At 64.6% G+C, this 12,201-nt stretch carries 11 protein-coding genes; all 11 read right to left on the bottom strand.

The window, feature by feature from the left end; genetic code table 11:
* Positions 1-51: 51 nt before the first annotated feature.
* Positions 52-252: a hypothetical protein gene (locus HNS34_RS20750; RefSeq protein ID WP_235952706.1), complete on the bottom strand. Its 201-nt coding sequence runs from the start codon at positions 250-252 to the stop codon at positions 52-54.
* Between the two features lie 956 nt (positions 253-1,208).
* Positions 1,209-3,626, bottom strand: coding sequence for a DNA topoisomerase (ATP-hydrolyzing) subunit B (gyrB, locus tag HNS34_RS12375; RefSeq protein ID WP_172320381.1), 2,418 nt, complete (start codon positions 3,624-3,626; stop codon positions 1,209-1,211).
* 116 nt (positions 3,627-3,742) lie between these two features.
* The gene (locus tag HNS34_RS12370) at positions 3,743-4,375 is read right to left on the bottom strand and encodes a LysE family translocator (RefSeq protein WP_172320380.1); all 633 of its coding nucleotides are present in this window, start codon (positions 4,373-4,375) and stop codon (positions 3,743-3,745) included.
* Between the two features lie 3 nt (positions 4,376-4,378).
* Positions 4,379-4,912, bottom strand: coding sequence for a GNAT family N-acetyltransferase (locus tag HNS34_RS12365; RefSeq protein ID WP_172320379.1), 534 nt, complete (start codon positions 4,910-4,912; stop codon positions 4,379-4,381).
* Positions 4,902-5,345, bottom strand: coding sequence for a VOC family protein (locus HNS34_RS12360; protein WP_172320378.1), 444 nt, complete (start codon positions 5,343-5,345; stop codon positions 4,902-4,904). Before HNS34_RS12360 ends, HNS34_RS12365 begins: the two co-directional genes overlap by 11 nt.
* A complete protein-coding gene (recF, locus tag HNS34_RS12355; protein WP_172320377.1) occupies positions 5,342-6,454 on the bottom strand; it encodes a DNA replication/repair protein RecF in 1,113 nt (370 codons plus the stop codon). Before recF ends, HNS34_RS12360 begins: the two co-directional genes overlap by 4 nt.
* Before the next feature lie 84 nt (positions 6,455-6,538).
* Positions 6,539-7,657 (bottom strand): DNA polymerase III subunit beta, encoded by a 1,119-nt coding sequence (gene dnaN / locus HNS34_RS12350; protein WP_172320376.1) that lies wholly within the window; start codon positions 7,655-7,657, stop codon positions 6,539-6,541.
* Between the two features lie 246 nt (positions 7,658-7,903).
* Positions 7,904-9,292: a chromosomal replication initiator protein DnaA gene (gene dnaA / locus HNS34_RS12345; protein WP_172320375.1), complete on the bottom strand. Its 1,389-nt coding sequence runs from the start codon at positions 9,290-9,292 to the stop codon at positions 7,904-7,906.
* 711 nt (positions 9,293-10,003) lie between these two features.
* The gene (gene rpsT / locus HNS34_RS12340) at positions 10,004-10,270 is read right to left on the bottom strand and encodes a 30S ribosomal protein S20 (RefSeq protein ID WP_172320374.1); all 267 of its coding nucleotides are present in this window, start codon (positions 10,268-10,270) and stop codon (positions 10,004-10,006) included.
* A gap of 171 nt (positions 10,271-10,441) precedes the next feature.
* Positions 10,442-11,218, bottom strand: a complete 777-nt coding sequence (locus HNS34_RS12335; RefSeq protein ID WP_172320373.1) for an acryloyl-CoA hydratase — start codon at positions 11,216-11,218, stop codon at positions 10,442-10,444.
* 67 nt (positions 11,219-11,285) lie between these two features.
* The gene (gene mutM, locus HNS34_RS12330) at positions 11,286-12,149 is read right to left on the bottom strand and encodes a bifunctional DNA-formamidopyrimidine glycosylase/DNA-(apurinic or apyrimidinic site) lyase (protein ID WP_172320372.1); all 864 of its coding nucleotides are present in this window, start codon (positions 12,147-12,149) and stop codon (positions 11,286-11,288) included.
* Positions 12,150-12,201 lie beyond the last annotated feature (52 nt).

Genomic DNA, 12,201 nt, shown 5'->3' with positions numbered 1-12,201 from the left:
GCGACAATCGCCGCCCTGTAACTGCGGCCGAGCCAAGGCCGAAGAGCAAAGTTACACCATTTCCCGGGACACTATCTTCTCGAACCGCCGCGCCACACGGTCGATCTCGGCTTTCGAGAGCTGTTTCTTCCCGTCATGAGTGCCGCGACCGCCGAGGATATGGATCGACTTCGTCGTGAGATAGATGTGCTGAGCCCACAGTTGCGCCCCGGGGTGGCAGCCCCCTTGTGAAATGGCCTTGAAGATCGCCATCGAACACCCACGCGCGGCCCGAACCATCTTCGCGAGCCTGGAAAGTCCCTGCCAGGATCCTGAAACCCTGCTCCAGCCGCAGTCGAAGAGCGCCGGGTCGATGCCCCGTGCCCGGTCACTCCGCGCCATTCGCATCCCTCTCGGCGAGTCCCGCCAAGGCAGAACTGACCTCTTCTGTTCCTCCAGTCTGCTAACTTACCCCCGCCAGCCGCCTTGGCAGAGGTTGCTGACGGTGCGGTGTATGGCGTCTGTGGTCCGCCCTTGACGCTGCCCGGATCTTGACGCGGCAATTGCCGCCAGCCCAGATCAAAGCCTTCGCCGTCAGCCGGGGCACACGCGCCAAGACCGACAGGATCGACGCGGAACTCATTGTACGGTTCATGGCCTTCCAGCTTGATGCAGGGCGCACCCTCCCACATTCAAGGATACGCCTTATCAGGGCGTTGGCATCAAAGCGCGGACAACTCGACGAGATCGTCTGGCGATGGAACCACCGCGCCGCCATCAGGGTAGTAATCAAGCATTGGACCACGAAAGCCGGTGTCGAGCGTGAGAAATCGACACGACTTGGCAGCCGACCCCGGTGGTTGAGCAGAGGTGGCTTGGTTTGTCTGAACAGTTTCGAGCCGTTTCGTAAGTGGATTTCCCGCTCGGTTATGCCGCGACCGGGATTTGTCGCGGCGTGATGTGATATGCCTGATCGAGTTTTTCCCATTAACATGAACGCGTTGCGCTTCACCACCGCCGCGGCCGTAACTCAGATGGGCAATGCCCCATCGACCGAAACAGTAAGGCAAAGCTCGTTCGCCATCCAGAAGTGACCTAACGCGTTCTGTGCGAAGCTATCGCAAAAAACGCGAGTTCCAGAATTCGCGGCAGCCATTTTAAAGATATAAGAAACACGGGGCGCACCCCGACCTCAACCCGCGAAAAACTATGCGCGTACCTACAGACGATCAGAAATCCAGGTTCTCGACGCTCAGCGCGTTCTGCTGGATAAATTCGCGGCGCGGTTCGACGACATCGCCCATCAGCTTGGTGAAGATGTCGTCGGCCTCGGCGATATCCTCGATCGTGACCTGCAACAGCGTCCGCGCCTCGGGGTCCAGCGTGGTTTCCCACAGTTGATTGGGGTTCATTTCCCCAAGGCCCTTGTAGCGCTGCAACTGCAAGCCCTTGACGCCTTCGTCGAGAATGGCCTCCAGCAATTCGGTCGGCCCGTGGATCAGCTGTTCCCGGTCCTTGCGCGCAAGGTGCGAGGGGTCGCGGTAGATGGTGCGGCTTTCCTGGCTGACCTGGCTGAGCTTGCGCGCCTCGCCCGAGCGCAGGACCGCGCCGTCGAGCGTCCGGATCTCCTCGACCCCGCGCAGGACGCGGGACAGGCGAATGCCGTGATCCTGGGTGATCCGCCCCTGCCAGCCGCGTTCATATTCGACCGCAACCAGGTCCAGCCGCTTGGCGACGTCATCGGCGACGCGTTGCAGGTCGTCATCTGCGCGGCCCGGATCGAAGGCCCCGGCAATCGCGGCCTGTTCCAGGATGTGGCGCGGGTAATGCGTCGGGAAGGCATCGAGGATGCGCTTGAAGCTGCGGGCGGCCTCGACCACGCGGGCGAGGTCCGATCCGGCGATCTCCTCGCCCGAGGGCAGGCGCAGGATGGCCCCGTCTGTGCCCATCTGGATCAGGTAATCCTCCAGCGCGGTTTCGTCCTTGAGGTAGACCTCGGACTTGCCCCGGCTGACCTTGTAGAGCGGCGGCTGTGCGATATAGAGGTATCCGCCCTCGATGATCTCGGGCATCTGCCGGTAGAAGAAGGTCAGCAGGAGGGTGCGGATATGCGCGCCGTCGACATCGGCATCGGTCATGATGACGATCTTGTGGTAGCGCAGCTTGTCGATGCTGAACTCGTCCCGGCCGATCCCGGTGCCAAGCGCGGTGATCAGCGTGCCGATCTCCTGGCTCCCGAGCATCCGGTCGAAGCGGGCCCGTTCCACGTTCAGGATCTTGCCCTTGAGGGGCAGGATCGCCTGGTTGTGGCGCGACCGGCCCTGCTTGGCCGAGCCGCCGGCGCTGTCGCCCTCGACGATGAAGAGCTCGGACTTGGCGGGGTCTTTCTCCTGGCAATCGGCCAGTTTGCCGGGCAGCGAGGCCACATCCATCGCGGTCTTGCGCCGGGTCAATTCGCGCGCCTTGCGGGCGGCTTCGCGGGCCAGCGCCGCCTCGACGATCTTGCCGACGACCATCTTGGCCTGAACCGGGTTTTCCTCGAACCACTCGGACAGTTTCTCGTTCATCAGCCCCTCGACCGCGGGGCGCACCTCGGAGGAGACCAGCTTGTCCTTTGTCTGGCTGGAAAATTTCGGGTCCGGCACCTTCACCGACAGCACGCAGGTCAGACCCTCGCGCGCGTCGTCGCCGGTGAAATTGACCTTCTCCTTCTTGGCCAGCCCGGAGGAGTTGGCATAGAGGTTGATGGTCCGCGTCAGCGCGCCGCGAAAGCCCGCCAGGTGGGTGCCGCCATCGCGCTGCGGGATGTTGTTGGTAAAGGGCAGCACGGTTTCATGGTAGCTGTCGTTCCACCACATCGCGGCCTCGATCTCGATCCCGTCGCGGGTGCCGGTGATGAAGATCGGATCCTCCATCATGCCGGATTTGGAGCGGTCGAGATACTTGACGAATTCCTTGACCCCGCCCTCGTAGAAAAGCTCGGATTTCAGCGGCTCGGCGGGGCGCAGATCCTCCAGCACGATGCGGACGCCGGAATTGAGGAAGGCCAGTTCGCGCAGCCGGTTCTCCAGCGTCTTGAAGACGTAATCGAGGTTGGAGAAGGTCTTGGTGGAGGCGAGGAAGCGCACCTCGGTGCCCTGCTTGCCATTCGCATCGCCCACGACCTCGAGGTGTTGCGTGGTAAAGCCGCCCTCGAAGCGCGCGACATGTTCCTTGCCCTCGCGCCAGATGCGCAGCTCCAGCCAATCGGACAGCGCGTTGACCACCGAAACGCCGACCCCGTGCAAGCCGCCCGAGACCTTGTAGGAATTGTCGTCGAACTTCCCGCCCGCGTGCAGTTGGGTCATGATGACCTCGGCGGCGGAAACGCCTTCCCCCTCGTGGATGCCCACCGGAATCCCGCGCCCGTTATCGCTGACCGAGACCGAGTTGTCGGGGTGGATCGTGACCGTCACCGCATCGGCATGACCAGCCAGCGCCTCGTCGATGCCGTTATCCACGACCTCGTAGACCATGTGATGCAGGCCAGAGCCGTCATCGGTGTCGCCGATATACATGCCGGGCCGTTTGCGAACAGCCTCCAACCCTTTGAGAACCTTGATGGATTCAGCCCCGTATTCGCCGGGTGCCTGCGCGCTGTCGGTCATGGAAATGCCCTGTTATTCTTGCTGCTGTTTTATAGGGGTTCCAGGGGGGAATGTCACCCTTCCGGCACAAGATTAAGGGGGGTGCCGGGGAACGCGGAAACGGGCGCCCAGGGGGGCTAATTCCACACCCCTGAAAGGGCGATTACCCCGGCCACGCAGATCAGCAAGCCGCCCGCCACCTGGTTGATCCGCCGCAGCCTGTCGGGCGAGGTGATGCGCAGCCGCGCCCGGTCGATGATCAGCGCGAACCCCATGTTGCCCACGACCGGAACCGCCATCGACACGGTGGCGATGACGGCAATGTCGGCCCTGGTCAGCGCGGTCAGGTCGAAGAAGCCGGGCAGCATCCCCATGTAGAACAGGATCGCCTTGGGGTTGGCCAGGATCGCGGCCAGCCCGGCGATGAAGCCCGCCCAGGCCCCACGCCGGTTGAGGCGGCTGTCGGCGTCGATGGGCCGTGCGGCGTGGCGGATCAGCAGCAGGCCCATGACCGCAAAGACCAGAACCGCCAGCCATTTCAGCGCCACCATGATCCCGGCATAGGCCGAGACCACCCAGGACAGGCCCAGAATGGCCAGAAGCGACCACAGGACATCGCCGATCGCGACGCCCAGGATCAATGGCAGCGCCGCGCCCGCGCCATGCGCCAGAGTGCGCGCCGCCGTGGCCAGCCAGACCGGACCGGGCGTCAGGAAGAGCACGAAGAGCGCCGTGGCATAGAGCGTGATATCGAGCGCGGAGATGGTCATGGGCTAGAAGGTCGGGCCGAGCAGGTCGATCAGGGCATCGTCATCCCATACCGTGTCTTTCAGCGGGTAGACCTTCAGCTTGGTATCGCCCTTCTCGATGATCCCGGTGCTATGGCCGTTCTCGATCCCCATATGCCGCACGGTATTCTCCTTCGCGACAAACCCGGAGCCTTCGTAGATCGGACGCACCCCGAAGAGCACCAGGAAATCCGCCATGCTGGCGCGCGCACGGTCCAACGTGGCCGCCATGAGGGCCGTGGCCACGCCCTTGCCCCGATGGTCGGGGTCGGTCGCCACCTCGCCAATGCCGATGATCTGCACGCGTTTCGCGCCCATCCGCATCGCGCGAAAGCCAAGCGCGTAATGGCCGACAAGTTCCCCGTCCAGGCGCGCCAGCAGCCGCAAATGGTGGCGTTGATTATAGAAGGACATGCCGCCATACCCGTCATCCGCGCCAAAGGTGCGGGCAAGCAGCGCGGCAATCTCGGCGTCCCGTTCGGGCGTCAGGTCGATCTCGTGGATGGCCTCAATCTGCATCGGCGGCGTCCGGCAAGGTGAGGGAGCCGTCATCATTGAGCGGCCAGAACGGGTTCATCGCCAGTTCCCAGACATGGCCATCGGGGTCGGCGAAATAGCCCGAATAGCCGCCCCAGAAGACCTTTTCGGGGGCCTTTAGTGGCGTCGCCCCGGCGGCCAGCGCCTGCGCATAGGCCGCATCGACCTCGGGCATGGTCGCGAAGTTTTGCGCCAGCGTCATCGCCCCGGTGCCAAGTGCCGCATCCGGGCGGCCCTGATCGCGGGCCAGATCCTCCAGCCCGAAAAGACCGAAGGCAAAGCCGTTGGCCTGGTAGAAGGTTACTTTTTCCTGGCTTTCAGGGTGCATCTGCCAGCCAAGTGCCGCGTAGAAGGCGCGGGACCGCGCCATATCGGCCACGCCCAGGGTAATCAGGGTGATGCGTTCCGGGGTCATGGGCGTGCCTCCGCGATGGTTGAAATGCCGCTCTGTTCGCCGATCTCGAAGGCTTGCGCGCGGGGGCCAAGCTCGGCGAACAGCTCCGCCCCGGTGCCGGTCATCCAGGCCTGCCCGCCAAGCGCGCAGATCTCGTCGAAGAGCGCCGCGCGACGGGCCGTGTCCAGATGTGCGGCGACCTCATCCAGCAACACAAGCGGCGCGGCCCCGGTCTCGGACTTCAACGCGCGCGCGTTGGCGAGGATGAGCGAAATCAGCAGCGCCTTCTGTTCCCCCGTCGAGCAGTGCCGCGCGTCCGTGCCCTTGGCCGTGTAGACCGCGCCAAGGTCGCTGCGATGCGGGCCGATCAGGCTGCGGCCCGCGCCCATGTCGCGCGGGCGCGATGCGGCATGGGCGGTGGCGAAATCATCCGCGCTGTCCAGTCCCTCGCTGCCCTCGGCCTCGATCACGCCCAGTTCCGCGGCGGGAAAGGCGGTCTCCGACCCTGCCTGCGCCGCCGCCAGCCGCGCCACGGCCTCGCGCCGATAGGCCACGATCCTTGCTGCCGCCTCGGCCATCTGCGCCTCGATCGCCTCGTACCACATCGTGTCACGGACCTGGTCCTTGAGCAGCCGGTTGCGTTCGCGCATGGCCTTTTCATGCGCCAGAACCGCCTCGCCATGGGCGGGGACAAAGCTCATCGTGACCCGGTCGAGGAAGCGCCGCCGCCCCTCGGCCCCCTCGATCCAAAGCCGGTCCTGCGCGGGCACCAGCCAGACGATGCGGGTGAGATCGGCCAGCGCCAGTTGCGGCGCGGGCTTGCCGTCGATGCGCAAGCTTCGCGGCTGGCCCGGCTCGGCCCCGGTCGCGACCTCGTGGATGCGGGCCCCGTCAGCCAGGGTCGCGCGGATCTTCCAGCCCAACCGCTCAGGCCGCCGCGCCATCTCCTCGGCCCCGGCGCGTCGCAGACCGCGACCCGGCGACAGGAGCGAGACCGCTTCGAGGATATTGGTCTTGCCCGCGCCATTGGGACCGAAGAGCGCAACGGGACGGCCATCCAGCGCCATCCGGCCAAGCCGGTGCGAACGGAAATGCGACAGGGTGAGGTGCCCGACATGGATGCCTGACATGCCCTTGCCCTTTCATTTTGCCAAAAATACCTCCGCCGGAGGCGATCAGGCGAGGACGCCCGGAACGGGCGGAGGAGCGGCCCGTCACACCCGCATCGGCATGACCACATAAACCGCCGAGGTGTCGTTGCCCTCGCGCATCAGGGTCGGATCGCCGGAGGAGTTGAACAGGAACACCGCATTTTCCCGATCCACCTGGCTGGCGATCTCCAGCAGGTATTTCGCGTTGAAGCCGATCTCCAGCCGCTCATCGCCATAGGCCACGGCCAGTTCCGCCTCACCTGCGCCGCTGTCGGGGGCGTTGACGGAGAGGACCAGCCGATCCTCGTCCAGCGCCAGTTTCACGGCGCGCGAGCGCTCAGAGGAGACGGTGGCGACCAGGTCGACGGCCTTGGCAAACTCGGCGGCATCGACTTCCATCCGGCGGGTGTTGCCGGTGGGGATGACGCGGGTGTAGTCGGGGAAGGTGCCGTCGATGACCTTGGAGGTCAGGGTGATGTCGGGTGTCGCAAACCGCACCTTGGTTTCCGAGACCGAGACCGCGATGGACATGTCGTCATCGTCCAGAAGTTTGCGCATCTCGCCCACGGTCTTGCGCGGCACGATCACGCCGGGCATGTTTTCCGCGCCTTGCGGCAAGGGCGCATCGACGCGGGCCAGGCGGTGGCCGTCGGTGGCGACGCAGCGCAGCGCGCGCCCCTCCTCGCCATCGGCGACATGCATGTAGACCCCGTTGAGGTAATAGCGCGTCTCCTCGGTCGAAATGGCGAATTTCGACTTGTCGAAGAGGCGGCGCAGCACCTTGGCGGGGGCCGAGAAATTGGCGCTGTATTCGGTCGTGGTCATGACCGGGAAATCCTCGCGCGGGAGCGTCGCCAGCGAGAAGGAGGAGCGGCCCGCGTTCACTTCCAGCCTGCCGGAGGTGCCGTCATCGGCGAGGCTGACCAGCGCGCCATCGGGCAGCTTGCGCACGATCTCGTGCAGGGTCACGGCGGAAACCGTGGTGGCGCCTGCGCGTTCCACCTGCGCCGCGCACTTGTCGACCACCTCGATATCGAGGTCGGTGGCGCGGAACGAGGCGGTGTCGCCTTCGGCCTCGATCAGCACATTGGCCAGGATCGGGATGGTGTTGCGACGTTCGACGACAGACTGGGCCTGAGAGACGGCCTTGAGCAGCGCCGCGCGTTCGATAGAGAGTTTCATGTCCTGGCTCCGACAGGGTGCGGGGCGGCGAGACTACCCGACCGGGCATCACGCACAAGTGTTTTGTTGGAGTTTCGCGACTGGCGCGGCGGCGTCAATGGGCAGATACGATTTTAGGTGAATTGGTTGGTTTCGTTGCGCCTTCGGCGCATCGACCCGTGCGAGGGGGCTGTCTGCCCCCTCGCGCTCCCCCGAGGATATTTTTGGAACAAAGAAGGTTCGCGAACAGGGAAGGGGAGAGCGGGGTCAGGCCTCCAGCATCCGGCGCAGCAATTCGGCATCCTCGGCGATCTGGCTGTCGAGCGAGATCAGCTCCTCGATCTTGCGCACCCCGTGCAGGATGGTGGTGTGGTCGCGGCCACCGAACTTGCGCCCGATCTCGGGCAGGGACCGGGTGGTCAGTTTCTTGCACAGATACATCGCCATCTGCCGGGGGCGCGCGATGTTGCGGGCGCGCGACGGGCTCATAAGGTCGGTCTGGCGCAGGTGGTAATGCTCGCAGGTCTTCTTGATGATCTCCTCCATCGTGACCTTGCGGTCGGAGGCGCGCAGGATGTCGGACAGGCATTCCTGCGTCATGTCCATGGTGATCTCGCAACCGATCAGGTCGGCGAAGGCGAAGAGCCGGGTCAGCGCGCCTTCCAGCACCCGCACATTGGAGGAGACGCGATGTGCGATGAACTCCATCACGCCGGGCGCGATCTTGAGGTCGGGGTGGCGTTCGCGCTGTGCCTCGACCTTTTGTTGCAGGATGCCGAGGCGCAATTCGTAATCGGTCGGGTGCAGGTCCACCACCAGCCCGCATTGCAACCGCGAGGCGATGCGGTTGTCGAGCTCCTCCATGTCCACCGGGGCGCGGTCGCCCGAGATGATGATCTGCTTGCCGAGTTCTATGAGCGCGTTGAAGGTGTGGAAAAATTCCTCCTGGGTGGAGTTCTTGCCGGCGATGAACTGCACGTCATCGACCATCAGCACGTCGATCGAGCGGAAGGTTTCCTTGAAGCTGATCGTGTCCTGGTCGCGCAGGGCGCGGATGAAGCGATACATGAACTGTTCGGCGGAAAGGTAGATCACCTTGAGCTGCGGCTGGCTCTGCCGCAATTCCCAGGCAATGGCGTGCATCAGATGCGTCTTGCCGAGGCCGACGCCGCCATAGAGGAAGAGCGGGTTGAAGGACACGGCCCCGCCTTCGGCCACGCGGCGGGCGGCGGCATGGGCCAGTTCGTTGGGCTTGCCGACGACGAAATTGGCGAAGGTATGGGCGGGGTTCAGGGCGGATTCGGGCAGGTCCTGCGGCGCGGCCTGAACCGCCCTGCGGGACTGCGGCGCGGGGGCCGGGGCGGGCGTCGGGGTCGGCGCGCTGTTGGAATTTCCCGCGTTCGAGGCCACGGCGGCGGCATTCACGGCAAACTGGACCCGGTCGACATCGACCCCGGCCGAGATCAGGTGGCGCAGGATGACATCCGAGAAATGCTGCGTGACCCAGGTGCCGATGAAATTCGTGGGCACATTGAAATGCGCGGTGCGGTTCTGGACCGTATTGAAGGTAATCGGCTCGATCCAGGCCGAAAAATTGTTCTTGCCGACAGACTTGAGCAGCTCGCCCCGAACCTGGCCCCACGTATCCTGAGTCATTCTATTCCCGTCTTCTTTTCAATTGACGCGGGCGGTCCCGGCCCTGAGCAGCCGATCCTCCGCGCGGGCGATGCGTGCGCCGCCCTGGTTGTCCCTTCGCCTTCCAACTGTTCCGCATCATCCGCGCGCCGGTCCGGGCCTGGTGCCGTTTGCCGACACGCGTGTTGCCCCACCGGGATCCGGTGCGCTGGCCGGTCTTCCGCGACGGAAAAACCAAGAAGCTCCGCCCGACAGACGCCAACCATCCCCCGGACCCTTCGGCCCGAGCGATTCTGGTGCGGCGCCCCGAAGGGCAAAGGTCTCTGGACATCTCGGAACCTCGCCAGACCCGGCACGTGGCCGGATAGCGAAAGGACCTATGTGACGCGGATGGCCCTGAAGCCCCCGATCACACGGCTTTCCGACTGCGCCTGACCGGACCTTTCCGGTCCGATTGCCCGGTCTCTCTAACGCAGCATGGCAGCGCTGTCGTGGACCCGGTCAATTCTGTCATGACGCAGCTGAATGTCCCCCCAGACAATGTGAATCATTGATCTCAAGCTAGCGGGACTCGGACGCTTGTCGCAATCAATCATTGCGCTTGACTCGGGAGGGGGGTGCAACGAATCCCCGAGGGCCCGGATAAAGGTGCCGAAGATCAGGGAAATTCCGGAAAAGAAAAAAGGCGCCCCGGGTGGGACGCCTTGTAAACAAGGGGTTTGAAGGCCCCGATCAGGCCCCGAGCGCCTTCACGCGCGAGGACAGGCGCGACATTTTCCGCGCAACGGTGTTCTTGTGCAACACCCCCTTGGTGACGCCGCGCATCAGCTCGGGCTGAGCGGCGCGCAGGGCGGCCTGGGCAGCGGCCTGGTCGCCGGAGGCGATGGCCTCCTCGACCTTGCGCAGGTAGGTGCGGATGCGCGAACGGCGGGCTTTGTTGATGGCGAAGCGCGCTTCGTTGTGGCGGGCGCGTTTCTTGGCTTGCGGCGTATTGGCCATGTCTCGGGTTCCCTTCGGTGGGCTGTCAGGTGACTGTCGAACGCGAAAGCGATGCCCACACCGGGTTTCTGGAACCGGCCGAATCTGGTCAAGCGGACCTCGCACGCATGTATGGCGGGCCGTTTAGGGGATATTGCGGCGAAAGGAAAGCCCGGAATCGCACCCCCCGCGTCACTTGTCGCGGAACTGTGCCTCGCGCTTTTCGAGGAAGGCGGCCATGCCCTCCTTCTGGTCCTCGGTCGCGAAGAGCGAATGGAACACCCGGCGCTCAAACAGGAGCCCCTCGGAGAGGGTGGTTTCATAGCTGCGGTTGACCGCCTCCTTGGCGGCCTTGACCGAGGCCATGGATTTCTCGGCGATGCGGGCGGCGGCGGCCATTGCCTCGTCCATCAGCTTTTTCGCGGGCACCACGCGGCTGACCAGCCCTGACCGCTCGGCCTCCTCGGCATCCATGAAGCGGCCCGTCAGGTTCATGTCCATCGCCTTGGACTTGCCGACGAACCGTGTCAGGCGCTGGCTGCCGCCCATACCGGCGATGACGCCCAGGTTGATCTCGGGCTGGCCGAACTTGGCGCTGTCGGCGGCGATGATGAAGTCGCAGGCCATCGCCAGCTCGCAGCCGCCGCCAAGCGCGTAGCCCGCCACGGCGGCGATGATCGGCTTGCGGATCGCGGTCAGCCGGTCGGTGCTGTCGGCAAAGAGGTTTTCGTTATAGACTTCGACGAAGCTCTTGGTCGACATCTCCTTGATATCGGCCCCGGCGGCAAAAGCCTTTTCCGATCCCGTGATGACGATGCAGCGCACCTTGTCATTGGCATCGGCCTTCTCCAGCGCCGTGCACAGTTCCTCCAGAAGCTGCGTGTTCAAGGCGTTCAGCGCGTCGGGCCGATTCAGCTTGATCAGGCAGATGTGGTCCTTGTTCTCGACGTTCAGGGTCTCGTAGGCCATGTCGATCCGTCCCGGTGTTTGGTGTCCTCAAGGAGGCAGGGTTATCAGCCCGCGCGTCCGGTTCAAGCTATCTTTGACAGCCGGGGCAGTAAAAGCTGGAGCGGCCCGATTGCACGATGCGCCGAATGCGCGACCTGCATCCGGGTGTGGCGCAGGGCATGTCCTCGCGGCCATATACCTGAAAACTATGCTGGAAATAGCCAAGCTCTCCGCTGGTCTGGCGATGGTCGCGCAGGGACGATCCGCCTGCGGCAATGGCGTCGTTCAACACATCGCGAATAATCGGGACTAACGCCGCGGCACGGGGGGCTGCGAGTCGGCCCGCGTGGCGTTTGGGCGAGATACCGGCGCGGTAGAGCGTTTCGCAGACATAGATATTGCCCAGGCCCGCCACGATTCGCTGGTCCAGCAGGGCGGATTTGATCGGGGTGCGGCGGCCCTTGAGGGCCGCGGCCAGGTAGGGGCCGTCAAAGCGGTTGCCCAGGGGCTCGGGCCCGAGGCTGGCCAGCAGCGGATGCGCCTCGGCGGTGGCGGTCGCCATCAGGTCCATAGCGCCGAAGCGGCGGGCGTCGTTGAAGGTGATCCGCGCGCCGCCCTCCATGTCCAGCACGACGTGGTCATGCTTGGCGGGGGCGGGCAGGGCGTGAAAGAACGCGGCCAGGGGTTGATCCGCGCCGCGGGTCGAGATCAGCATCCGCCCCGACATGCCGAGATGAATGAGCAGCGTCTCGCCGGTGTCCAGATCGACCAGGATGTATTTCGACCGGCGACGCAAGCGCTCCACCCGCGCGCCCGTCAGCCGCGCGGCCATGTCCGCAGGGAAAGGCCAGCGCAGATCGGGGCGGCGGATATCGGCGGCGGTGATGCGCGCACCTTCCATCACCGGGGCAAGGCCACGGCGCACGGTCTCGACCTCGGGCAGTTCGGGCATCGGCCTTTACCTAACTTTGATACAGGAGGGTCAAAGCGCCATTCCCTAGCAG

The sequence above is a fragment of the Alterinioella nitratireducens genome, from assembly GCF_013155465.1.
Classification (GTDB): Bacteria; Pseudomonadota; Alphaproteobacteria; order Rhodobacterales; family Rhodobacteraceae; genus Alterinioella; species Alterinioella nitratireducens.
Note: the sequence above shows the minus strand (reverse complement) of the source record. Positions and strands in the feature narration are given on the sequence as shown.

What these genes read in the sequence shown, in the direction of transcription:
- HNS34_RS12365 (WP_172320379.1), bottom strand. Translation starts at nt 4,912, where the DNA reads ATGCAGATTGAGGCCATCCACGAGATCGACCTGACGCCCGAACGGGAC.
- rpsT (WP_172320374.1), bottom strand. Translation starts at nt 10,270, where the DNA reads ATGGCCAATACGCCGCAAGCCAAGAAACGCGCCCGCCACAACGAAGCG.
- HNS34_RS12335 (WP_172320373.1), bottom strand. Translation starts at nt 11,218, where the DNA reads ATGGCCTACGAGACCCTGAACGTCGAGAACAAGGACCACATCTGCCTG.
- gyrB (WP_172320381.1), bottom strand. Translation starts at nt 3,626, where the DNA reads ATGACCGACAGCGCGCAGGCACCCGGCGAATACGGGGCTGAATCCATC.
- HNS34_RS12360 (WP_172320378.1), bottom strand. Translation starts at nt 5,345, where the DNA reads ATGACCCCGGAACGCATCACCCTGATTACCCTGGGCGTGGCCGATATG.
- dnaN (WP_172320376.1), bottom strand. Translation starts at nt 7,657, where the DNA reads ATGAAACTCTCTATCGAACGCGCGGCGCTGCTCAAGGCCGTCTCTCAG.
- HNS34_RS12370 (WP_172320380.1), bottom strand. Translation starts at nt 4,375, where the DNA reads ATGACCATCTCCGCGCTCGATATCACGCTCTATGCCACGGCGCTCTTC.
- dnaA (WP_172320375.1), bottom strand. Translation starts at nt 9,292, where the DNA reads ATGACTCAGGATACGTGGGGCCAGGTTCGGGGCGAGCTGCTCAAGTCT.
- mutM (WP_172320372.1), bottom strand. Translation starts at nt 12,149, where the DNA reads ATGCCCGAACTGCCCGAGGTCGAGACCGTGCGCCGTGGCCTTGCCCCG.
- recF (WP_172320377.1), bottom strand. Translation starts at nt 6,454, where the DNA reads ATGTCAGGCATCCATGTCGGGCACCTCACCCTGTCGCATTTCCGTTCG.
- HNS34_RS20750 (WP_235952706.1), bottom strand. Translation starts at nt 252, where the DNA reads ATGGCGATCTTCAAGGCCATTTCACAAGGGGGCTGCCACCCCGGGGCG.